This is a genomic window from Agrococcus sp. SGAir0287 (assembly GCF_005484985.1).
In the GTDB taxonomy this organism is placed as follows: Bacteria; Actinomycetota; Actinomycetes; order Actinomycetales; family Microbacteriaceae; genus Agrococcus.
This window is the reverse complement of record NZ_CP027942.1, coordinates 2,504,863-2,524,678: the sequence shown is the minus strand read 5'-3', so window position 1 is coordinate 2,524,678 and position 19,816 is coordinate 2,504,863. Positions and strand designations below refer to the sequence as shown.

Sequence of the window (19,816 nt, the reverse complement as noted above, 5' to 3'; positions counted from 1 at the left end):
CCACGCCGCTGCGCGATGGCCAGCGCGTCGATTGCATGGGGGCATGGTCGAGATCGTCATCGGGGCAGGGCCCCTCGCCGTCGCCGACGTCGTCGCCGTCGCACGGCGCGGCGCACGCGTGCGCATCCATCCGAGCGCCCTCGAGGCCGTCGCCGAGACGCGCGGCATCGTCGACGCGCTCGCCGACGACACGAGCCCCCACTACGGCATCTCGACGGGCTTCGGCGCGCTCGCGACCACGGCCATCGCGCCCGCGGATCGCACGCGGCTGCAGCAGTCGCTCATCCGCAGCCACGCCGCCTCCTCGGGAGCGCCGGTGGAGGACGAGGTCGTGCGCGCGCTCATGCTGCTGCGCCTGCGCACGCTCGCGACCGGGCGCACGGGCGTGCGGCCCATCGTCGTCGAGACCTACGCGGCGATGCTCGACGCCGGCATCCACCCCGTCGTCGGCGAGTACGGATCGCTCGGCTGCTCGGGCGACCTCGCGCCGCTGTCGCACGTGGCGCTCGCGCTCATGGGCGAGGGCGACGTCCGCGTTGATGGCGTCGTGCGGCCCGCGGCCGAGGCGCTCGCGGCGGCGGGCATCGAGCCCGTCGTCCTCGCCGAGAAGGAGGGCCTCGCCCTCGTCAACGGCACCGACGGCATGCTCGGCATGCTGTGCCTCGCGCTCGACGACCTCGCCCGCCTGCTCGACGCCGCCGACCTCGCTGCCGCGATGAGCGTCGAGGGGCTGCTCGGCACCGACGCACCCTTCGCCGCCGACCTGCAGGCCCTGCGCCCGCACGCCGGGCAGGCGGCGAGCGCCGCCCGCATCCGCGGGCTCCTCGCCGGCAGCCCCATCGTCGCGAGCCACGCCGGCCCCGAGGACACGCGCGTGCAGGACGCCTACTCGCTGCGCTGCGCACCGCAGGTGCACGGCACGGCGCGCGACACCGCGGACCACGCGACGCGCGTCGCCGAGGTCGAGCTCGTCTCCGCCATCGACAACCCCGTCGTGACGCTCGACGGTCGCATCGTGTCGAACGGCAACTTCCACGGGGCGCCCGTCGCGGCCGTGCTCGACTTCCTCGCGATCGTCGTCGCCGACGTCGCCTCCATGAGCGAGCGCCGCACCGACCGCTTCCTCGACCCCGCGCGCAGCCACGGCCTGCCGCCGTTCCTCGCCGCCGAGCCCGGCGTCGACTCGGGCCTCATGATCGCCCAGTACACGCAGGCGGGCATCGTCTCCGAGCTCAAGCGGCTCGCGATGCCCGCATCCGTCGACTCCATCCCCTCGAGCGCCATGCAGGAGGACCACGTGTCGATGGGGTGGGGTGCTGCGCGGAAGCTGCGTCGCGCGATCGACGGCCTCGAGCAGGTGCTCGCGATCGAGCTCATGACGGCCGCGCGCGGCATCGAGCTGCGCGACGCGGCACCGGGCGAGCGCACGGGCGCCGTGATCGCGGCGATCCGCGAGCACGTGCCCGGCGCCGGCGCCGATCGCTTCCTCGCGCCCGACGTCGCGGCCGTCCGATCCCTCGTCGCCTCGGGCGCCGTGCTCGAGGCCGCCCGCATCCACGACCTCGCGCCGGCAGCCGCCGACGCTCACGGAAGGAGCGACCGATGACCGGTCCCGGAACGAGCGGCCCGCGCCCCGTGCGCGCGCACCGCGGCACGCAGCTGCACACGAAGGGGTGGCAGCAGGAGGCCGTGCTGCGGATGCTGCAGAACAACCTCGACCCCGAGGTCGCCGAGCACCCCGACGCGCTCGTCGTCTACGGCGGCACCGGCAAGGCGGCCCGCTCGTGGGCGGCGTACGACGCGATCGTGCGCACGCTCGAGACGCTCGAGGACGACGAGACGATGCTCGTGCAGTCGGGCAAGCCCGTCGGCGTGCTGCGCACGCACGAACGCGCCCCGCGCGTGCTCATCGCCAACTCGAACCTCGTCGGCGACTGGGCGACGTGGCCCGAGTTCCGCAGGCTCGAGGCGGAGGGGCTGATGATGTACGGCCAGATGACGGCCGGATCATGGATCTACATCGGCACGCAGGGCATCCTGCAGGGCACGTACGAGACGTTCGGCGCCGTCGCGCGCGCCCTCGGCCGCGATTCGCTCGCCGGCACCATCACGCTCACGGCGGGGCTCGGCGGCATGGGCGGTGCGCAGCCGCTCGCCGTGACCATGAACGACGGCGTCGCGATCTGCGTCGAGGTCGACGCGTCCCGCATCCAGCGCCGCATCGAGCACCGCTACCTCGACGAGCTCGCCGACTCCGTCGAGGACGCCGTCGAGCGTGCGGTCCGCGCGCGCGACGAGGGCCGCGCCCTGTCGATCGGCGTCCTGGGCAACGCCGCCGAGGCGTTCCCGGCGCTGCTCGCGATGGGCGCCCCCATCGACGTCGTGACCGACCAGACGAGCGCGCACGACCCGCTCGCGTACCTGCCGCTCGAGGTTGCCTTCGAGGACTGGGATGCGGCGCGCACGCGCGACCCCGAGACCTTCGTCGCGCAGGCGCGCGCCGCGATGGCGCGCCACGTCGAGGCCATGGTCGGCTTCCAGGACGCCGGCGCCGAGGTGTTCGACTACGGCAACTCGATCCGTGCGGAGGCGCAGCTGGGCGGCTACGACCGCGCGTTCGCCTTCCCAGGCTTCGTGCCCGCCTACATCCGGCCGCTCTTCGCGCACGGCAAGGGTCCCTTCCGCTGGGTCGCGCTCTCGGGCGACCCGGAGGACATCCGGAGGACGGACGCGGCGATCCTCGAGCTCTTCGGCGACGACGCGCACCTGCGCCGCTGGATCGAGATGGCGGGGGAGCGCATCCACTTCCAGGGGCTGCCCGCCCGCATCTGCTGGCTCGGCGCCGAGCAGCGCCACCTCGCGGGGCTCCGCTTCAACGCGATGGTGGCGTCGGGCGAGCTGTCCGCGCCGATCGTCATCGGCCGCGACCACCTCGACTCGGGATCGGTCGCGAGCCCGTACCGCGAGACGGAGGCGATGAAGGACGGCTCCGACGCGATCGCCGACTGGCCGCTGCTCAACGCGCTCACGGCGACGGCGTCGGGCGCGAGCTGGGTCTCGATCCACCACGGCGGCGGCGTCGGCATCGGCCGCTCGATCCACGCCGGGCAGGTGACGGTCGCCGACGGCACGCAGCTGGCGGCGGAGCGGCTGGAGGCCGTGCTGCGCAACGACCCGGCGATGGGCGTGCTGCGCCACGCGGACGCCGGCTACGAGGAGGCGGAGACCTTCGCGGCCGAGCACGGCATCCGCATCCCCATGCGGGAGTCCTGATGCCCGCGACCCTCGTCACGGGCATCGCGGAGCTCACGACGAACGACGACGCGCATCCGGGCGGCCGCCTCGACGACGCCGCCGTGGTGCTCGACGGCGAGGTCGTCGCGTGGGTGGGCCGGTCGTCGGCGGCGCCCGCCGCCGACGACCGCGTCGACGTCGCCGGTCGTGCGGCGCTGCCCGGCTGGGTCGACGCGCACACGCACCTCGTCTTCGCGGGCGACCGCGGCGCCGAGTTCGAGGCGCGGATGGCGGGGGAGGCCTACGCGGCGGGCGGCATCGCGACGACGGTCGCGGCGACGCGGGCGGCGACGGACGCCGAGCTGCAGGCGCGCTACGACCGCCTGGTCGAGGAGATGGCGCGCGGCGGCACGACGGCGTTCGAGACGAAGACGGGCTACGGCCTCACCGTCGCCGACGAGGCGCGGTCGGCGCGCATCGCCGCGACGCGCGCCGACGCCGTCACGTTCCTCGGCGCGCACCTCGTGCCCGACGGGCGCGACGCCGACGCGTACCTCGACGAGGTCGTCGGCCCGATGCTCGCCGCCGTCCTGCCGCACGTCGACGCGATCGACGTGTTCTGCGAGCGCGGGGCCTTCGACGAGGCGCGGTCGCGCCGCGTGCTCGAGGCGGGCAGGGATGCGGGGCTCGCGCTGCGCGTGCACGGCAACCAGCTGGGCCCCGGGCCGGGCGTCCGCCTCGCGGTCGAGCTCGGCGCGCGCAGCGTCGACCACGTGGGCTTCGTGTCCGACGAGGAGATCGCGATGCTCGCCGCGTCGTGGACGGGTGGGGCGCGCGGCACGGTCGCCACGCTGCTGCCCGCGTGCGACCTGTCGACGCGCATGCCGCTCGCGCCGGCGCGAGCGCTCGTCGACGCGGGCGCGACGATCGCGATCGCGACGAACGCGAACCCGGGCACCTCGTACACGACCTCGATGGCGTTCTGCGTCGCGACGGCGGTGCTGCAGCAGCGCCTCACGGTGACGGAGGCGGTGCGCGCCGCGACGCTCGGCGGCGCGATCGCGCTCGGACGCGACGAGCCCGCGCCGGAGCGCCCGGACCTCGGCCGCATCCGCGTCGGCGCCCGCGCCGACCTCCACGTGCTCGACGCCCCATCGGTGGCCCATCTCGCCTATCGCGCGGGCGTGCCGCTCACCCACGCGGTCTGGAGGGCGGGCGAGCGGGTGGTGTGACGGTCCTCGGCCGTACCATCATCGGCTGCTCGGGGACGACTGTCGTACGACCGGCCCTTGAGGTGCGAGCGCAGCGAGCCTCGAAAGGGTCACGCCCATCGATGTGCCTCCCCCACCAGCTGGTCGAGGAGGCCGCAGCCGAAGGCTGCAGCCGTCACGAGACCACGCGAGATGCCCGCTCGACGCGACCGCGCGCATGGCTGGGCGGGAGGTGCCGTCGCGCGGTCTCGTGACGCGTACTCGCCTGGCGGCTCGCGCGCTCCTCGACCGGCTGATCGGGGTGGCTCCAAGATCCGGCCCTTGAGGTGCGAGCGAAGCGAGCCTCGAAAGGGTCACGCGCATCGTCGCGCACCCACCAGCTGGTCGAGGAGGCCGCAGCCGAAGGCTGCAGCCGTCACGAGACCACGCGAGATGCCCGCTCGACGCGACCGCGCGCATGGCTGGGCGGGAGGTGCCGTCGCGTGGTCTCGTGACGCGTGCTCGCCGGGCGGCTCGCGCGCTCCTCGACCGGCTGCGTGGGGGTGGTCACAGCACCCCTTGAGGTGCGAGCGCAGCGAGCCTCGAAAGGGTCACGCGCATCGTCCTGCACCCGCCAGCTTGTCGAGGAGGCCGCAGCCGAAGGCTGCAGCCGTCACGAGACCACGCGAGATGCCCGCTCGACGCGACCGCGCGCATGGCTGGGCGGGAGGTGCCGTCGCGCGGTCTCGTGACGCGTGCTCGCCTGGCGGCTCGCGCGCTCCTCGACCGGCTGATCGGGGAGGCGTGCGAACGAGGGGGACGCGCCGCCTACCGCTCGCGCTCGGCGAGGCCCGCGAGGGCCTCGAGCACGCAGAGCGCCGCGAGCCGCACCGTGCGGCCGTCGGCGGCGTCGGCCGTCGCGTCCACCTCGGTGAGGTCGAGGGAGCGGACGCGCGGGTCGCGAGCGAGGGCGCGGACGAGGGCGCGCAGCCGCCACGCGGAGATGCCGCCGGGCATCGATGCCGGGCAGCCCGGCGCCGCGGCCCGGTCGACGACGTCGACGTCGACGTCGACGTGGATGGGGCCGGAGACGCCGCCCGCGATGGTCAGCGCGCGCTCGACGATCGCGGCGACGGGCTCCTCCTCGACCGCCGCGCGCGTCTCGACGGCGATGCCGAGGTCGGCAGCCCGGTCGGCGTACGCGCGCGAGTTCGCGAAGTCCTGGATGCCGACCTGCACGATCCGCGCACCGGAGAGACCCGCCTCGACGAGGCGGCGCACGGGGGAGCCGTTCGATCGTCCGTCGCGCAGGTCGTGGTGCGCGTCGAGCGTGACGAGGCCGGCGCCCGCCGGCGCGACCCCGACGCCGCGCCACGAACCGAGCGCCGCGGGCACGGTGGCGGCGTTGTCGCCGCCGAGCACGATCGCGAGCCGCGAGCGAGCGACGGCGCGCTCGACGAGGGCGGCCGCCGCGTCCTCGTCGCCATCGGGGTCGGCGGCGTCGCCCGCGTCGGCGACGCGCAGCGCGTCGAGATCGGCGCCGGCGGCGTGCGGCGCGAAGCGGGCGAGCGCCTCCCGCACGGCGAGCGGCGTCGCGTGCGCGCCGGTGGGCGAGATGCTCGTCGCATGCGTGCCGAGGCCGACGAGCACGGCGTCCACGGGCTCGTCGCCGAGGTCGGGCCAGCCGCCGGCCCGTGGCCACAGCGGGTCGACGTGCATCGCGTCGCGGCTGGAACGGGCGGTCTGGCGGACGTCCTCGGGCATGCGGCGACGATACCGATCCGCGCCGAGGCGGGCACGCGTCACGAGACCCGCCGCCTGGCTTGACGACTCGGGGCGCAGCCGTCCTGCGGTGGCTCGGGCCTCGTGACAACTCCTCGCCGTCGCTCGGGGCCTCCTCGACCAGCTGCACACCCAGCTGGTCGAGGAGCGCAGTCGCGCGGCGCCTCCGCGTCACGAGACCCGTCGTGCCGCGCGGGGCGTCGCTCGCGCGGCGTTCGTCGGTGGCGCGGGTCTCGTGACGGCTCCTCGCTGGCGCTCGGGGCCTCCTCGACCAGCTGGGGTGGGCGTCCCCCTCGGCGCGAGATCGGGTCGTCGCACCTCCAGCTGGTCGAGGAGCGCAGGCGCGCAGCGCCTCCGCGTCACGAGACCCGGTGCTCCTGCGAGACGGCGGCTCGTGGTGGGCACGCCCCGCCCCACCGGGTCGGTGCCTGCGGGGAGCGCAGCGACCCGCACGACGAGGACGGTGGCTCGCCGCGCGGCGGCCGGGCCAGGACGCCGATCCGCCCGCCCCACGAACGCAGCGAGGCGCGCGCCCGCCGCCCCCCGCTCCGCTGCCGTCGCAGCGCGTCGACCCCCGGCGCGCGCCGATCACGCACATCGGCCGCCCACCCACCCTCGGCACGCCGCAGGACAGCGCGACGCCCCCTCGCGGCCGATGCGACACGCCCGGGTTGCACGCACTCCCGCACCCATGCGAGAATCGTCAGGTTGCAGACGCCGCGATCGCGGCTCACTGCTCGGCTGTGCACAGGACGAACGATCCTGGGCCGCGTGCAGATCGACATCACTTCGCCGAAGCTCTGCAGGCATGTCCTGCGGAGGATCGGCATGCCCCTCGGGGCGTTGACAGAAGAACAGGGCGCACAGCAGTGCTCAAATGCGCGGTCCGGGATGCCGGCTGCGCGTCGATGAGAGAAGGACAGCCATGGCGGGACAGAAGATCCGCATCCGACTGAAGTCGTACGACCACGAGGTCATCGACTCGTCGGCGCGGAAGATCGTCGACACCGTGACCCGTGCGGGCGCGACGGTGGTGGGCCCCGTGCCGCTGCCGACCGAGAAGAACGTGGTGGCGGTCATCCGCTCGCCCCACAAGTACAAGGACAGCCGCGAGCACTTCGAGAAGCGCACGCACAAGCGCCTCATCGACATCGTCGACCCGACGCCGAAGGCGGTCGACTCGCTCATGCGCCTCGACCTCCCTGCCGACGTCAACATCGAGATCAAGCTCTAAGGAACCGCATGTCCACCCTCGCAACGACTCAGGGTCTGCTGGGCCGGAAGCTCGGCATGACGCAGGTGTGGGACGAGCAGAACAAGCTCGTGCCCGTCACCGTCGTCGAGATCACGCCCAACGTGGTCACGCAGATCCGCACGCCCGAGCGTGACGGCTACGACGCGATCCAGATCGCGTTCGGCTCGATCGACCCCCGCAAGGTGAACCAGCCCAAGGCCGGTCACTTCAAGGCTGCCGGCACGACGCCGCGCCGCCACCTCACCGAGGTCCGCACCGCCAACGCCTCCGAGTACGAGCTCGGCCAGGAGATCGCGGTCGACGTGTTCCAGGCCGGCCAGAAGGTCGACGTCGTGGGCACGTCCAAGGGCAAGGGCTTCGCCGGCGTCATGAAGCGCCACAACTTCGCGGGCGTCTCGGCATCGCACGGTGCGCACCGCAACCACCGCAAGCCCGGCTCGATCGGTGCCTCGTCGACGCCCTCGCGCGTCTTCCGCGGCATGCGCATGGCCGGCCGCATGGGCGGCGACCGCGTCACCGTCCAGAACCTCACGGTGCACGCCGTCGACGCCGAGAAGGGTCTGCTGCTCGTCAAGGGCGCCGTCCCCGGTGCTCGCGGCCGCATCGTCTTCGTCCGCAACGCCGTGAAGGGAGCCTGATCATGGCGAACAAGGTCGACGTCCTCGACGCCAAGGGTGCGAAGGCCGGCTCGCTCGAGCTGCCCGAGTCGCTCTTCGACGTCCAGACGAACGTGCCCCTCATCCACCAGGTGGTCGTGGCGCAGCTCGCTGCCGCGCGCCAGGGCACGCACAAGACGAAGAACCGCGGCGAGGTCTCCGGCGCCGGTCGCAAGCCGTTCAAGCAGAAGGGCACCGGCCGTTCGCGCCAGGGCTCGATCCGCCAGCCCGAGCACCGTGGCGGTGGCGTCGTGCACGGCCCGACGCCGCGCGACTACTCGCAGCGCACCCCCAAGAAGATGATCGCCGCCGCGCTCCGCGGCGCGCTCTCGGACCGCGCTCGTGGCGGCCGTCTCCACGTCGTGGAGTCGCTCGTCTCCGGCGACGTCCCCTCGACGAAGACGGCCGTGGCGCTGCTCGCGTCGGTGGCGACGTCGAAGAACGTGCTGGTCGTGCTGCACCGCGACGAGGAGTCGTCGTGGCTGTCGGTGCGCAACCTCGGCAACGTCCACGTGCTCACGTGGGACCAGCTGAACGCGTACGACGTGCTCGTGAGCGACGACATCGTCTTCACGAAGGCCGCCTACCAGGGCTTCGTCGAGGCGCGCACGGGCGAGACCGTCGAGGTCGAGGCCGCGAAGAAGGCGCCGAAGGCGAAGGCCGCGAAGGCCGACGCCGACGAGACCGCCGTCGCCGAGCCCGCCACGAAGGCGCCGAAGGCCAAGGCCGCGAAGGCCGACGCCGACGAGACCGCCGAGGCCGCCCCCGCCAAGAAGGCGCCGAAGGCGAAGTCGGCGAAGGCCGACGACGCCGCCGAGGCAGAGAAGGAGTAGGACCGATGAGCATCCAGAAGGACCCGCGCGACGTCATCCTGCGTCCGATCGTCTCGGAGAAGAGCTACTCGCTCATCGACCGCGGCAGCTACACGTTCGAGGTCGACCCGCGCGCCTCGAAGACCGAGATCCGTCTCGCCATCGAGAAGATCTTCGGCGTCAAGGTCGAGCGCGTGAACACGCTCAACCGCCAGGGCAAGACGCGCCGCACCCGCTTCGGCATGGGCAAGCGCAAGGACACGAAGCGTGCCATCGTCACGCTCCGCTCCGGCTCGATCGACATCTTCACGGCTGTCGGCTGAGGGTAGAGGACCACACACATGGCTATTCGCAAGTACAAGCCGACGACCCCGGGTCGTCGTGGCTCGTCGGTCGCCGACTTCGCGGAGATCACGCGCTCGACCCCTGAGAAGTCGCTGCTCCGTCCGCTGCCCAAGACGGGCGGTCGCAACAACACCGGTCGCATCACCACCCGCCACATCGGCGGTGGCCACAAGCGCCAGTACCGCGTCATCGACTTCCGTCGCAACGACAAGGACGGCGTGAACGCCCGCGTCGCGCACATCGAGTACGACCCCAACCGCACGGCGCGCATCGCGCTGCTGCACTTCGAGGACGGCACGAAGCGCTACATCCTGGCCCCGAACAAGCTCTCGCAGGGCGACGTCGTGGAGTCGGGTGCCGGCGCGGACATCAAGCCGGGCAACAACCTGCCGCTGCGCAACATCCCCACGGGAACGGTCATCCACGCCATCGAGCTCCGCCCCGGCGGCGGCGCGAAGATGGCGCGCTCGGCCGGTGCGTCGGTGCGACTCGTCGCCAAGGACGGCCCCTACGCGCAGCTGCGTCTGCCCTCGGGCGAGATCCGCAACGTCGACGCGCGCTGCCGCGCGACCGTCGGCGAGGTCGGCAACGCCGAGCAGTCGAACATCAACTGGGGCAAGGCCGGCCGCAACCGCTGGAAGGGCATCCGCCCGACCGTCCGCGGCGTGGCGATGAACCCGGTCGACCACCCGCACGGTGGTGGCGAGGGCAAGACGAGCGGTGGCCGTCACCCGGTGAGCCCGTGGGGCAAGCCGGAGGGCCGCACCCGTCGCCCCAACAAGGAGAGCGACAAGCTCATCGTCCGTCGCCGGTCCACGAACAAGAAGCGGAAGTAATCCAAGATGCCTCGCAGCCTGAAGAAGGGCCCGTTCGTCGACGACCACCTGTTCCAGAAGGTGGTCCGTCAGAACGAGGCCGGCAGCAAGAACGTCATCCGTACCTGGTCGCGCCGCTCGATGATCGTGCCCGCGATGCTGGGTCACACCATCGCGGTCCACGACGGCCGCAAGCACATCCCGGTGTTCGTCACCGAGTCGATGGTCGGTCACAAGCTCGGCGAGTTCGCGCCGACGCGGACCTTCCGCGGCCACGTGAAGGACGACAAGAAGGGCCGTCGCCGCTGACGCGGCGACGCTGACAGGAGGAAGAGATGATCGAGTCGATCGCTCGGGTGCGGCACATCCGCATCACCCCGCAGAAGGCCCGACGCGTCGTGGACCTCATCCGCGGCAAGCAGGCCGAGGAGGCCATGGCCATCCTCACGTTCGCGCCGCAGAGCGCCGCCGAGCCCGTGCGCAAGCTCGTGGCCTCGGCCATGGCGAACGCACGCGTGAAGGCCGACGCGCAGAACGAGTACCTCGACGAGCAGGACCTGTACGTGTCCCGCGCGTTCGTCGACGAGGGCACCACGCTCAAGCGGTTCCGTCCGCGTGCGCAGGGTCGTGCCTTCCGCATCAACAAGCGCACGAGCCACATCACCGTCGTGCTGGCCACGCCCGAGACGGAGGTCTAGGAAGCAATGGGACAGAAGGTCAACCCGTACGGGTTCCGCCTCGGCATCACCACCGACCACGTGTCGCGCTGGTTCGCCGACTCGTCGAAGCCCGGTCAGCGCTACGCCGACTACGTGGCGGAGGACGTCAAGATCCGCGAGATGCTCAAGAAGAGCCTCGACCGGGCCGGCGTCGCGCGCATCGAGATCGAGCGCACCCGCGACCGCGTCCGCGTGGACATCCACACGGCTCGCCCCGGCATCGTCATCGGTCGCCGCGGTGCGGAGGCCGAGCGCATCCGCGCCGAGCTCGAGAAGCTCACGTCGAAGCAGATCCAGCTGAACATCCTCGAGGTGAAGAACCCCGAGGCCGAGGCGCAGCTCGTCGCCCAGGGCATCGCGGAGCAGCTCAGCGCTCGCGTCGCGTTCCGTCGTGCGATGCGCAAGGGCCTCCAGGGCGCCCAGCGCGCCGGCGCCAAGGGTGTCCGCATCCAGGTGTCGGGCCGTCTCGGCGGCGCCGAGATGAGCCGCTCGGAGTTCTACCGCGAGGGCCGCGTGCCCCTGCACACGCTGCGCGCCAACATCGACTACGGCTTCTACGAGGCCCGGACGACGTTCGGTCGCATCGGCGTGAAGGTGTGGATCTACAAGGGCGACATCACCAACCGCGAGCTCGCCCGCGAGCAGGCGAACCAGAAGTCGTCGCGTCCCGAGCGTCGTGGCCCCCGCCGCGACTCGAACGCCGGATCGGAGGGCTGATCATGCTGATCCCCCGTCGCGTCAAGCACCGCAAGCAGCACCACCCGAAGCGCTCGGGCCAGGCCACCGGCGGCACGAAGGTCAACTTCGGCGAGTTCGGCATCCAGGCCCTCACGCCCGCGTACGTGACCAACCGTCAGATCGAGTCCGCTCGCATCGCCATGACGCGTCACATCAAGCGTGGCGGCAAGGTGTGGATCAACATCTACCCCGACCGTCCGCTCACCAAGAAGCCCGCCGAGACCCGAATGGGCTCCGGCAAGGGCTCGCCCGAGTGGTGGGTCGCGAACGTGAAGCCGGGTCGCGTCCTCTTCGAGGTCGCCGGCGTCAACGAGGAGCTGGCTCGCGAGGCCATGACCCGCGCGATCCACAAGCTGCCGCTCAAGGCACGCATCATCACCCGCGAGGAGGCTGACGCATAATGGCGATCGGAACGAAGGAGCTCATGCCCGTCGAGCTCGCCACGTTCGACGACGAGCGTCTCGTCGCCGAGCTGAAGCGCGCCAAGGAGGAGCTGTTCAACCTGCGCTTCCAGGCGGCGACCGGCCAGCTCGAGAGCCACGGCCGCGTGCGCGCCGTGAAGCGCGACATCGCGCGCCTCTACACCGTCATCCGCGAGCGCGAGCTCGGGATCAGCGCCTCGCCGGCGCCGGTGGAGAAGGCCGCGGACAAGAAGAAGTCCAAGAAGGCCGCCGAGGCCGAGAAGGTCGAGGAGAGCTGATGGCCGAGCAGGCACAGGCAGCCGACACGGTCCAGCGCGGCTACCGCAAGTCGCGCCAGGGCTACGTCGTGAGCGACAAGATGGAGAAGACCATCGTCGTCGAGGTCGAGGATCGCGTGAAGCACCCCCTCTACGGCAAGGTCATCCGCACGTCGTCGAAGGTCAAGGCCCACGACGAGCAGAACAGCGCCGGCATCGGCGACCGCGTCCTGATCGCGGAGACCCGCCCGACGAGCGCCACCAAGCGCTGGCGTCTGGTGGAGATCCTCGAGAAGGCCAAGTAGGCCAGGGGAGACAGAGATGCTGCAGCAGGAATCCCGCGTCAAGGTCGCCGACAACACCGGGGCCAAGGAGCTCCTGACCATCCGCGTGCTCGGCGGCTCCGGCCGTCGCTACGCGGGCCTGGGCGACACCATCGTCGCCACGGTCAAGGACGCCATCCCGGGCGGCAACGTGAAGAAGGGCGATGTGGTCAAGGCCGTCATCGTCCGCACGGTGAAGGAGACCCGTCGTCCCGACGGCTCCTACATCAAGTTCGACGAGAACGCCGCCGTGATCCTGAAGAACGACGGTGACCCCCGTGGCACCCGCATCTTCGGACCGGTCGGCCGTGAGCTGCGCGACAAGCGATTCATGAAGATCGTCTCGCTCGCGCCGGAGGTGCTGTGATGGCGACCATCAAGAAGGGCGACACCGTCCAGGTCATCGCCGGGGCTCGTGAGTCCCGCGGCGGCGACCGTGGCAAGACCGGCCGCGTCCTCGAGGTCCTCAAGGACCAGGACCGCGTGATCGTCGAGGGCGTGAACCTCGTGACGAAGCACGTGAAGGTCGGGCAGACGCAGCGCGGCACGAAGACGGGTGGCATCGAGACCCACGAGGCCCCGATCCACGTGTCGAACGTCGCGCTCATCGACCCGGAGAGCAAGAAGCCGACGCGCGTCCGCTCCTCGATCACCAAGGTCGAGAAGGACGGCGTCCAGGTGACGACGAAGGTGCGTGTGAGCACGCGCTCGGGCAAGGAGATCAAGAGCAATGACTGACACGGCAGTGCGCCTGCCGCGCCTCAAGGCGCAGTACCGCGCGGAGATCGTGGACCAGCTGCGCTCGCAGTTCGAGTACGCGAACGTCATGCAGGTCCCCGGCCTGGTGAAGATCGTCGTGAACACGGGCGTCGGCGACGCGGCTCGTGACTCGAAGGTCATCGACGGCGCGATCAAGGACCTGACGGCCATCACCGGCCAGAAGCCCATGGTCACGAAGGCACGCAAGTCGATCGCGCAGTTCAAGCTGCGCGAGGGCATGCCGATCGGCGCCCACGTGACGCTGCGCGGCGACCGCATGTGGGAGTTCCTCGACCGTCTGCTGACGCTCGCGCTGCCCCGCATCCGCGACTTCCGCGGCCTGAGCCCCAAGCAGTTCGACGGCAACGGCAACTACACGTTCGGCCTCCAGGAGCAGTCGGTGTTCCACGAGATCGACCAGGACCGCATCGACCGGGTCCGCGGCTTCGACATCACCGTCGTGACCACGGCCAAGAACGACGACGAGGGTCGCGCGCTGCTCAAGGCGCTCGGCTTCCCCTTCAAGTCGGAGTAGGACCTCGGCGCCATCCGGCGCCGAGCACGCATCAAGGTCGTCGTCCGTGGAACGGGCGGCGAAACCGGAGCAACAGAGGAGACATCCCATGACGATGACCGACCCGGTCGCCGACATGCTGACGAGGCTGAGGAACGCCAACACGGCGTTCCACGACGAGGTCTCGCTGCCGTCGTCGAACCTCAAGACGCACATCGCCGAGATCCTGCAGCGCGAGGGCTTCATCCAGGACTGGAAGGTGGAGGACGCCCGCGTGGGCAAGACCCTCACCATCGGCCTGAAGTACGGCCCGGACCGCCAGCGCTCGATCGCCGGCATCAAGCGGGTCTCGAAGCCCGGCCTCCGCGTGTACGCGAAGTCGACCGAGATCCCCCAGGTGCTCGGCGGCCTCGGCGTCGCGATCCTCTCGACGAGCTCGGGCCTGCTCACGGACCGTGAGGCCCAGCAGAAGGGCGTGGGTGGGGAAGTCCTCGCCTACGTGTGGTGATCTGACATGTCTCGAATCGGACGACTCCCCATCGACATCCCCGCGGGCGTCGAGGTCACGGTCGACGGCGCCTCGGTGACCGTCAAGGGCCCGAAGGGCGAGCTGAGCCTGGAGGTGGCCAAGCCCATCCAGGTCGAGGTCGCCGACGGTCAGGTGCAGGTCACGCGCCCCGACGACGAGCGCGAGTCGCGTTCGCTCCACGGCCTGACCCGCACGCTCATCGCGAACGACATCGTCGGCGTCACCGCCGGCTACTCGAAGTCCCTCGAGGTCGTCGGCACGGGCTACCGCGTCGCGTCCAAGGGCTCGGGCGTCGAGTTCGCGCTCGGCTACTCGCACCCGATCGCCGTCGAGCCCCCCGCGGGCATCACGTTCACGGTCGAGGGCAACAACAAGGTCACCGTCAGCGGCATCTCGAAGCAGGCCGTCGGCGAGGTGGCCGCCAACCTCCGCAAGCTCCGCAAGCCCGAGCCGTACAAGGGCAAGGGCGTCCGCTACGCGGGCGAGCAGATCCGCCGCAAGGCTGGAAAGGCAGGCAAGTGATGGGTCTCGGAACCCGAGGCAGCAGCAAGTCCGCTGCTCGCGGCCGCCGTCACGCACGGCTGCGCAAGAAGATCGTCGGCTCGGCCACCACGCCGCGCCTCGTCGTCACCCGATCGGCACGGCACCTGTTCGTGCAGGTCGTCGACGACACCCAGGGCCACACGCTGGCCTCGGCGTCGACCATGGAGGCCGACCTCCGCGGCCTGACGGCGGACAAGTCGGAGAAGGCGAAGAAGGTCGGCGAGCTCGTCGGCGAGCGCGCCAAGGCTGCGGGCGTCGAGAAGGTCGTGTTCGACCGCGGCGGCAACCGCTACGCCGGTCGCGTCGCAGCAGTGGCGGACGGTGCACGAGAGGCAGGTCTGGAGCTGTGAGCGAAGAGACGAAGGAGACGCAGGTGAGCGACACCACCGCCACCGCGGAGACGGTGCAGGGCACCGACACCCGCAGCGAGCCCCGTGAGCAGCGTCGCGGCAGCCGCGACCGCGGCACGCGCGGCGAGCGCGGTCAGCGCGATCGCGGCAACGACAGCCAGTTCCTGGAGCGCGTCGTCACCATCAACCGCGTGTCGAAGGTCGTGAAGGGTGGTCGTCGCTTCAGCTTCACCGCCCTCGTGGTCGTCGGCGACGGCAACGGCATGGTCGGCGTCGGCTACGGCAAGGCGCGCGAGGTCCCCACGGCGATCTCGAAGGGCGTCGAGGAGGCGAAGAAGAACTTCTTCCGCGTGCCTCGCGTCGCGGCGACGATCCCGCACCCCGTGCAGGGCGAGGCGGCGGCGGGCGTGGTCCTGCTCCGTCCGGCCGCCGCCGGTACCGGCGTCATCGCGGGCGGCCCCGTCCGCGCCGTGCTCGAGTGCGCGGGCATCCACGACGTCCTGTCGAAGTCGCTCGGCTCGTCGAACACGATCAACATCGTGCACGCGACCGTCGAGGCGCTCCGTCAGCTCGAGGAGCCCCGTGCCGTCGCCGCCCGTCGCGGCCTGGACGTCGACCACGTCGTGCCCGCACGACTGCGTCGCGCCGAGGTCGAGGCGAAGCAGCACGCTGCCGAGATCGCGGAGGTGTCGGCATGAGCAAGCTCAAGGTGACCCAGATCAAGTCCAAGATCAGCGAGAAGCCGAACCAGCGCGAGACGCTGCGGTCGCTCGGCCTCAAGCGCATCGGCCACACGGTCGTGCGCGAGGACGACGCGCAGACGCGCGGCTACGTGAACGTGGTTCGTCACCTCGTGCGCGTCGAGGAGGTCGACGAATGAGCGAGAAGAACAAGGACGGCGGCGAGCAGCTGCCCGCCCTGAAGGTCCACCACCTTCGTCCCGCGCCCGGTGCCAAGAAGGACCGTCAGCGCGTGGGCCGCGGTGAGGGCTCGAAGGGCAAGACGGCCGGTCGCGGCACCAAGGGCACGAAGGCGCGCAACACCGTGCGCCTCGGCTTCGAGGGCGGCCAGCTCAACTCGGTGATGCGCGCCCCCAAGCTGCGCGGCTTCAAGAACCCGTTCCGCACGGAGTACCAGGTCGTCAACGTCGGCCAGCTCCAGCAGCTCTTCCCCGAGGGTGGCGACGTGACCGTCGCAGCGCTCGTGGAGAAGGGCGCCGTGCGCAAGAACGAGCTCGTGAAGGTGCTCGGCGACGGCGAGCTGACGGCTACGCTGAACGTGACGGTCGACAAGGTGTCGGCTGCTGCGGAGCAGAAGATCGTCGCCGCCGGCGGCTCCATCCAGTAAGCAAGCATGGATGGGGTGGCCCGCGTGGCCACCCCATCCTTCTTCTGCGTCCACCGGAAGGCTCACGTGTTCAAGGCAATCGGCAGGATCTTCAAGACTCGCGACCTGCGACGGAAGATCCTCTTCACCCTCGCCATCGTGGCGGCGTTCCGTCTGGGCTCGTTCATCCCGGCCCCGTTCGTCGACTACGGCAACGTGCAGGCGTGCCTCGCCTCCAACGTGACGGACACGGCGGGCCTCTACCAGCTCGTCAACCTCTTCTCGGGTGGCGCGCTGCTCCAGCTGAGCGTCTTCGCGCTCGGCATCATGCCCTACATCACGGCATCGATCATCGTGCAGCTGCTGCGCGTGGTGATCCCCCGCTTCGAGGCGCTCTACAAGGAGGGCCAGACGGGGCAGTCGAAGCTCACGCAGTACACGCGCTACCTGACGATCGGTCTCGGCGTCCTGCAGTCGACGACGCTCATCGCGGTCGTCCGCTCCGGCCAGCTGTTCTCGGCCGGCGGCGCCGTGCCCGCGGGCAGCCCCTGCGCCGACCTGCTGACGAACGAGGCCTGGTGGGCCATCGTCCTCATGGTCGTCGCGATGACGGCGGGCACGGGCGTCATCATGTGGATGGGCGAGCTCATCACCGAGCGCGGCATCGGCAACGGCATGTCGCTGCTCATCTTCACGTCGATCGCCGCGACCTTCCCCTCGGCCCTCTTCCTCATCGGCGAGACGAACGGCATCGAGATGCTCGTGGCCGTCCTCGCGATCGGCGTCGTCATCATGGGCGCGGTCGTGTTCGTCGAGCAGTCGCAGCGCCGCATCCCCGTGCAGTACGCGAAGCGCATGGTGGGCAGGCGCATGTACGGCGGCAAGTCGACGTACATCCCGATCAAGGTGAACATGGCCGGCGTCGTGCCCGTCATCTTCGCGTCGTCGCTGCTGTACTTCCCCGCGCTCATCGCGTCGTTCAACTCGCCGCGCGCCGGCGAGCAGCCGGCCGAGTGGGTGCAGTGGATCAACGACAACCTGACGACGGGCGACCACCCGCTGTACATGGTGCTGTACTTCCTGCTCATCATCGGCTTCACCTACTTCTACGTCGCGATCACGTTCAACCCGGACGACGTCGCCGAGAACATGCGCAAGTACGGCGGCTTCATCCCCGGCATCCGCGCGGGCCGTCCGACGGCCGAGTACCTCGACTACGTGCTGACGCGCGTGACGTTCCCCGGCTCGATCTACCTCGGCATCGTGGCGCTCATCCCGCTCATCGCGCTCGCGACGGTCGGTGCCAACCAGAACTTCCCGTTCGGTGGCGCATCGATCCTCATCATCGTCGGCGTCGGCCTCGAGACGGTCCGCCAGATCGACGCGCAGCTGCAGCAGCGCCACTACGAGGGACTGATCCGCACGTGACCCAGCTGCTCATCGTCGGCCCTCCCGGGGCAGGCAAGGGGACGCAGGCGTCCCGCATCGCCGAGCGCTTCGGCATCCCGACGATCTCGACGGGCGACATCTTCCGCTGGAACATCAAGGAGCGCACGCCGCTCGGCGCGCAGGTCACCGCGATCCTCGACGCGGGCGACTACGTGCCGGACTCGCTGACGAACGACCTCGTGGAGGACCGGCTCGGCCAGGCGGACGCGCAGGAGGGCTACCTGCTCGACGGGTACCCGCGCACCGAGGGGCAGGTCGCGTTCCTCGACGAGCTCAACGAGCGTCGCGGTCGGGGCATCGACGCCGTGGTGCGGCTCGTCGCCGACCACGACGAGGTCATCCGTCGTCTGCAGCTGCGCGCCGCGGAGCAGGGTCGCAGCGACGACACGGACGAGGCGATGCGCCACCGGCTCGAGGTGTACGAGCGCGAGACCGAGCCGATCCTCGCGCTGTACGCGGCGCGCGGCATCGTCGTCGAGATCGACGGCCTCGGCGAGATCGACGAGGTCACGGGCCGCATCCTCGACGCGCTGAGCACGCGCGGCGTCGCCGCGCGCTGAGCGGGCCCGGATGCGCCGGATCTACAAGTCCCGGTCGCAGCTCGCCGCGATGCGCGCGCCCGGGCTGCTCACCGGTCGTGCGCTCGAGGCGGTGCGCGCGGCCATCCGTCCGGGCGTGACGACCCTCGAGCTCGACGCGATCGCGGAGGACGTCGTGCGCTCGGGCGGCGGCATCCCGAACTTCCAGCTCGAGCCCGGCTACCGCCACACGATCTGCGCGAACGTCAACGACGTCGTCGTGCACGGCATCCCCGACGAGCGGCCCATCGAGGCCGGCGACCTCGTGACGATCGACTGCGGCGCGATGGTCGACGGCTGGAACGGCGATGCGGCCTTCTCCCTCGTCGTGCCCGGCGGATCGGGGGAGCTCGTCGACGTCCGCGAGCGGCTGTCGCAGGCGACGCACGACGGGCTGTGGGCCGGCATCGCGGCGCTCGCATCCGCACGCATGCTCGGCGAGGTCGGCGCAGCGGTCGAGGACGCGGTCGAGGCGGCGGGCGACTACGCGATCAGCGACGACTGGATCGGCCACGGCATCGGGCGCTCGATGCACGAGGAGCCGCCGGTCTTCAACTACCGCACGCGCGTCGTCGGCCCCGCGGTGAAGCCCGGCCTCTGCGTCGCGATCGAGCCCATCGTCATCGCCGGCGACCAGGCGACCCGCATCCTCGACGACGGCTGGTCGGTCGTGACGGTCGACGGCAGCCAGGCCTGCCAGTGGGAGCACTCGGTCGCGGTGCACGCCGACGGCATCTGGGTGCTCACGGCCGAGGACGGCGGCGCCGCGGACCTCGCTCCCTTCGGCATCGAGCCGCGTCCCATCCGCGACCGCTGACCGCTCGCGACCGCCTGCGACGACCCGCGCGGGACGCGGGCGGAACCGGTTCCGCCGCGCGCCGGCGGCGAGCCTGCAGGTGCTAGGTTCGTCTGCGAGATTCTTCGTCCGATCAGGAGCACCCAATGGCCGAGCGCACCGTCACCGTCGCATCCTCCCAGGGCCTGCACGCCCGCCCCGCATCGCTGTTCACGCAGGCGGCGGCGAAGGCGTCGTCCCCGGTCACGATCGCGAAGGGCGACAAGCAGGTCAACGCGGCGTCGATCCTGTCGGTCATCTCGCTCGGCGTCGCCAAGGGCGACACCGTCGTGATCGCGAGCGACGACGAGGCGACGCTCGACGAGCTCGAGCAGCTGCTCAGCACCGACCACGACGCCTGATCCAGCACACGCACCAGAGAGGT

The 19,816-nt window shown here is 71.1% G+C and carries 27 protein-coding genes and 1 pseudogene; 27 read left to right on the top strand and 1 reads right to left on the bottom strand.

The annotated features are described in order from the left end of the window. Positions 1-43 precede the first annotated feature (43 nt). The 3 genes from hutH to hutI are packed head-to-tail and all read left to right on the top strand — an operon-like array spanning position 44 to position 4,466. Positions 44-1,606 (top strand): histidine ammonia-lyase, encoded by a 1,563-nt coding sequence (gene hutH, locus C1N71_RS12050; RefSeq protein WP_137756630.1) that lies wholly within the window; start codon positions 44-46, stop codon positions 1,604-1,606. Next, positions 1,603-3,273 (top strand): urocanate hydratase, encoded by a 1,671-nt coding sequence (gene hutU, locus C1N71_RS12045; RefSeq protein ID WP_137756629.1) that lies wholly within the window; start codon positions 1,603-1,605, stop codon positions 3,271-3,273. The genes hutH and hutU overlap by 4 nt, the downstream gene beginning before the upstream one ends. Next, entirely contained in the window at positions 3,273-4,466 is a 1,194-nt protein-coding gene (hutI, locus tag C1N71_RS12040; protein ID WP_137756628.1) for an imidazolonepropionase, read from the top strand. The genes hutU and hutI overlap by 1 nt, the downstream gene beginning before the upstream one ends. A 786-nt stretch (positions 4,467-5,252) precedes the next feature. On the opposite strand, the gene C1N71_RS12035 is transcribed toward hutI, so the two are convergent. Further along, a complete protein-coding gene (locus C1N71_RS12035; RefSeq protein ID WP_254677995.1) occupies positions 5,253-6,188 on the bottom strand; it encodes an arginase family protein in 936 nt (311 codons plus the stop codon). Between the two features lie 943 nt (positions 6,189-7,131). On the opposite strand from C1N71_RS12035, the gene rpsJ reads away from it, so the two are divergent. From rpsJ to C1N71_RS11915, 24 genes and pseudogenes are all read left to right on the top strand, one after another. After that, the gene (rpsJ, locus tag C1N71_RS12030; protein WP_092503033.1) at positions 7,132-7,440 is read left to right on the top strand and encodes a 30S ribosomal protein S10; all 309 of its coding nucleotides are present in this window, start codon (positions 7,132-7,134) and stop codon (positions 7,438-7,440) included. Positions 7,441-7,448: 8 nt separating this feature from the next. After that, positions 7,449-8,099 (top strand): 50S ribosomal protein L3, encoded by a 651-nt coding sequence (gene rplC / locus C1N71_RS12025; protein ID WP_137756627.1) that lies wholly within the window; start codon positions 7,449-7,451, stop codon positions 8,097-8,099. Between the two features lie 2 nt (positions 8,100-8,101). Next, a pseudogene (gene rplD / locus C1N71_RS12020) lies at positions 8,102-8,740 on the top strand (50S ribosomal protein L4); the annotation flags it as partial. Between the two features lie 215 nt (positions 8,741-8,955). Then, complete coding sequence (gene rplW, locus C1N71_RS12015; protein WP_137756625.1) at positions 8,956-9,252, top strand: 50S ribosomal protein L23; 297 nt, start codon at positions 8,956-8,958, stop codon at positions 9,250-9,252. A gap of 18 nt (positions 9,253-9,270) precedes the next feature. Beyond that, positions 9,271-10,110 (top strand): 50S ribosomal protein L2, encoded by an 840-nt coding sequence (gene rplB / locus C1N71_RS12010; protein ID WP_137756624.1) that lies wholly within the window; start codon positions 9,271-9,273, stop codon positions 10,108-10,110. Positions 10,111-10,116: 6 nt separating this feature from the next. After that, positions 10,117-10,398, top strand: coding sequence for a 30S ribosomal protein S19 (gene rpsS / locus C1N71_RS12005; RefSeq protein WP_092503023.1), 282 nt, complete (start codon positions 10,117-10,119; stop codon positions 10,396-10,398). 26 nt (positions 10,399-10,424) lie between these two features. Further along, positions 10,425-10,787, top strand: a complete 363-nt coding sequence (gene rplV / locus C1N71_RS12000; protein ID WP_137756623.1) for a 50S ribosomal protein L22 — start codon at positions 10,425-10,427, stop codon at positions 10,785-10,787. 6 nt (positions 10,788-10,793) lie between these two features. Continuing rightward, positions 10,794-11,525 carry a 30S ribosomal protein S3 gene (gene rpsC, locus C1N71_RS11995; RefSeq protein ID WP_137756622.1) on the top strand — a complete coding sequence of 244 codons (732 nt, stop codon included), beginning with the start codon at positions 10,794-10,796 and terminating at the stop codon, positions 11,523-11,525. A 2-nt stretch (positions 11,526-11,527) separates the two neighbouring features. Next, entirely contained in the window at positions 11,528-11,947 is a 420-nt protein-coding gene (rplP, locus tag C1N71_RS11990) for a 50S ribosomal protein L16 (protein ID WP_092503017.1), read from the top strand. Next, the gene (rpmC, locus tag C1N71_RS11985; protein ID WP_137756621.1) at positions 11,947-12,246 is read left to right on the top strand and encodes a 50S ribosomal protein L29; all 300 of its coding nucleotides are present in this window, start codon (positions 11,947-11,949) and stop codon (positions 12,244-12,246) included. The genes rplP and rpmC overlap by 1 nt, the downstream gene beginning before the upstream one ends. Beyond that, a complete protein-coding gene (rpsQ, locus tag C1N71_RS11980) occupies positions 12,246-12,530 on the top strand; it encodes a 30S ribosomal protein S17 (RefSeq protein ID WP_137756620.1) in 285 nt (94 codons plus the stop codon). The genes rpmC and rpsQ overlap by 1 nt, the downstream gene beginning before the upstream one ends. A gap of 16 nt (positions 12,531-12,546) precedes the next feature. Continuing rightward, on the top strand, positions 12,547-12,915 hold the full coding sequence (rplN, locus tag C1N71_RS11975) for a 50S ribosomal protein L14 (protein WP_092503011.1): 369 nt from the start codon (positions 12,547-12,549) through the stop codon (positions 12,913-12,915). Then, positions 12,915-13,286, top strand: coding sequence for a 50S ribosomal protein L24 (gene rplX / locus C1N71_RS11970; protein WP_137756619.1), 372 nt, complete (start codon positions 12,915-12,917; stop codon positions 13,284-13,286). The genes rplN and rplX overlap by 1 nt, the downstream gene beginning before the upstream one ends. Then, a complete protein-coding gene (rplE, locus tag C1N71_RS11965) occupies positions 13,279-13,842 on the top strand; it encodes a 50S ribosomal protein L5 (protein WP_137756618.1) in 564 nt (187 codons plus the stop codon). The genes rplX and rplE overlap by 8 nt, the downstream gene beginning before the upstream one ends. A gap of 88 nt (positions 13,843-13,930) precedes the next feature. Next, on the top strand, positions 13,931-14,329 hold the full coding sequence (rpsH, locus tag C1N71_RS11960; RefSeq protein ID WP_137756617.1) for a 30S ribosomal protein S8: 399 nt from the start codon (positions 13,931-13,933) through the stop codon (positions 14,327-14,329). 6 nt (positions 14,330-14,335) lie between these two features. Next, positions 14,336-14,872: a 50S ribosomal protein L6 gene (rplF, locus tag C1N71_RS11955; protein ID WP_137756616.1), complete on the top strand. Its 537-nt coding sequence runs from the start codon at positions 14,336-14,338 to the stop codon at positions 14,870-14,872. Beyond that, entirely contained in the window at positions 14,872-15,243 is a 372-nt protein-coding gene (gene rplR, locus C1N71_RS11950) for a 50S ribosomal protein L18 (RefSeq protein WP_137756615.1), read from the top strand. Before rplF ends, rplR begins: the two co-directional genes overlap by 1 nt. 23 nt (positions 15,244-15,266) lie before the next feature. Then, on the top strand, positions 15,267-15,941 hold the full coding sequence (gene rpsE, locus C1N71_RS11945; protein ID WP_302630601.1) for a 30S ribosomal protein S5: 675 nt from the start codon (positions 15,267-15,269) through the stop codon (positions 15,939-15,941). Further along, positions 15,938-16,123 carry a 50S ribosomal protein L30 gene (gene rpmD, locus C1N71_RS11940; protein ID WP_137756613.1) on the top strand — a complete coding sequence of 62 codons (186 nt, stop codon included), beginning with the start codon at positions 15,938-15,940 and terminating at the stop codon, positions 16,121-16,123. The genes rpsE and rpmD overlap by 4 nt, the downstream gene beginning before the upstream one ends. Further along, positions 16,120-16,590: a 50S ribosomal protein L15 gene (rplO, locus tag C1N71_RS11935; protein WP_137756612.1), complete on the top strand. Its 471-nt coding sequence runs from the start codon at positions 16,120-16,122 to the stop codon at positions 16,588-16,590. Before rpmD ends, rplO begins: the two co-directional genes overlap by 4 nt. Positions 16,591-16,656: 66 nt before the next feature. Then, positions 16,657-17,997: a preprotein translocase subunit SecY gene (gene secY / locus C1N71_RS11930; RefSeq protein ID WP_137756611.1), complete on the top strand. Its 1,341-nt coding sequence runs from the start codon at positions 16,657-16,659 to the stop codon at positions 17,995-17,997. Further along, on the top strand, positions 17,994-18,578 hold the full coding sequence (locus tag C1N71_RS11925) for an adenylate kinase (protein WP_137756610.1): 585 nt from the start codon (positions 17,994-17,996) through the stop codon (positions 18,576-18,578). The genes secY and C1N71_RS11925 overlap by 4 nt, the downstream gene beginning before the upstream one ends. A gap of 10 nt (positions 18,579-18,588) precedes the next feature. Then, the gene (map, locus tag C1N71_RS11920) at positions 18,589-19,413 is read left to right on the top strand and encodes a type I methionyl aminopeptidase (RefSeq protein ID WP_137756609.1); all 825 of its coding nucleotides are present in this window, start codon (positions 18,589-18,591) and stop codon (positions 19,411-19,413) included. 125 nt (positions 19,414-19,538) lie between these two features. Further along, positions 19,539-19,793, top strand: a complete 255-nt coding sequence (locus C1N71_RS11915) for an HPr family phosphocarrier protein (RefSeq protein ID WP_137756608.1) — start codon at positions 19,539-19,541, stop codon at positions 19,791-19,793. The last annotated feature ends 23 nt before the right edge of the window (positions 19,794-19,816 follow it).

Excerpts from the sequence above, each read along its gene's own strand:
- hutH (WP_137756630.1), top strand. The coding sequence starts at position 44 with ATGGTCGAGATCGTCATCGGGGCAGGGCCCCTCGCCGTCGCCGACGTC.
- hutU (WP_137756629.1), top strand. The coding sequence starts at position 1,603 with ATGACCGGTCCCGGAACGAGCGGCCCGCGCCCCGTGCGCGCGCACCGC.
- hutI (WP_137756628.1), top strand. The coding sequence starts at position 3,273 with ATGCCCGCGACCCTCGTCACGGGCATCGCGGAGCTCACGACGAACGAC.
- C1N71_RS12035 (WP_254677995.1), bottom strand. The coding sequence starts at position 6,188 with ATGCCCGAGGACGTCCGCCAGACCGCCCGTTCCAGCCGCGACGCGATG.
- rpsJ (WP_092503033.1), top strand. The coding sequence starts at position 7,132 with ATGGCGGGACAGAAGATCCGCATCCGACTGAAGTCGTACGACCACGAG.
- rplC (WP_137756627.1), top strand. The coding sequence starts at position 7,449 with ATGTCCACCCTCGCAACGACTCAGGGTCTGCTGGGCCGGAAGCTCGGC.
- rplW (WP_137756625.1), top strand. The coding sequence starts at position 8,956 with ATGAGCATCCAGAAGGACCCGCGCGACGTCATCCTGCGTCCGATCGTC.
- rplB (WP_137756624.1), top strand. The coding sequence starts at position 9,271 with ATGGCTATTCGCAAGTACAAGCCGACGACCCCGGGTCGTCGTGGCTCG.
- rpsS (WP_092503023.1), top strand. The coding sequence starts at position 10,117 with ATGCCTCGCAGCCTGAAGAAGGGCCCGTTCGTCGACGACCACCTGTTC.
- rplV (WP_137756623.1), top strand. The coding sequence starts at position 10,425 with ATGATCGAGTCGATCGCTCGGGTGCGGCACATCCGCATCACCCCGCAG.
- rpsC (WP_137756622.1), top strand. The coding sequence starts at position 10,794 with ATGGGACAGAAGGTCAACCCGTACGGGTTCCGCCTCGGCATCACCACC.
- rplP (WP_092503017.1), top strand. The coding sequence starts at position 11,528 with ATGCTGATCCCCCGTCGCGTCAAGCACCGCAAGCAGCACCACCCGAAG.
- rpmC (WP_137756621.1), top strand. The coding sequence starts at position 11,947 with ATGGCGATCGGAACGAAGGAGCTCATGCCCGTCGAGCTCGCCACGTTC.
- rpsQ (WP_137756620.1), top strand. The coding sequence starts at position 12,246 with ATGGCCGAGCAGGCACAGGCAGCCGACACGGTCCAGCGCGGCTACCGC.
- rplN (WP_092503011.1), top strand. The coding sequence starts at position 12,547 with ATGCTGCAGCAGGAATCCCGCGTCAAGGTCGCCGACAACACCGGGGCC.
- rplX (WP_137756619.1), top strand. The coding sequence starts at position 12,915 with ATGGCGACCATCAAGAAGGGCGACACCGTCCAGGTCATCGCCGGGGCT.
- rplE (WP_137756618.1), top strand. The coding sequence starts at position 13,279 with ATGACTGACACGGCAGTGCGCCTGCCGCGCCTCAAGGCGCAGTACCGC.
- rpsH (WP_137756617.1), top strand. The coding sequence starts at position 13,931 with ATGACGATGACCGACCCGGTCGCCGACATGCTGACGAGGCTGAGGAAC.
- rplF (WP_137756616.1), top strand. The coding sequence starts at position 14,336 with ATGTCTCGAATCGGACGACTCCCCATCGACATCCCCGCGGGCGTCGAG.
- rplR (WP_137756615.1), top strand. The coding sequence starts at position 14,872 with ATGGGTCTCGGAACCCGAGGCAGCAGCAAGTCCGCTGCTCGCGGCCGC.
- rpmD (WP_137756613.1), top strand. The coding sequence starts at position 15,938 with ATGAGCAAGCTCAAGGTGACCCAGATCAAGTCCAAGATCAGCGAGAAG.
- rplO (WP_137756612.1), top strand. The coding sequence starts at position 16,120 with ATGAGCGAGAAGAACAAGGACGGCGGCGAGCAGCTGCCCGCCCTGAAG.
- map (WP_137756609.1), top strand. The coding sequence starts at position 18,589 with ATGCGCCGGATCTACAAGTCCCGGTCGCAGCTCGCCGCGATGCGCGCG.
- C1N71_RS11915 (WP_137756608.1), top strand. The coding sequence starts at position 19,539 with ATGGCCGAGCGCACCGTCACCGTCGCATCCTCCCAGGGCCTGCACGCC.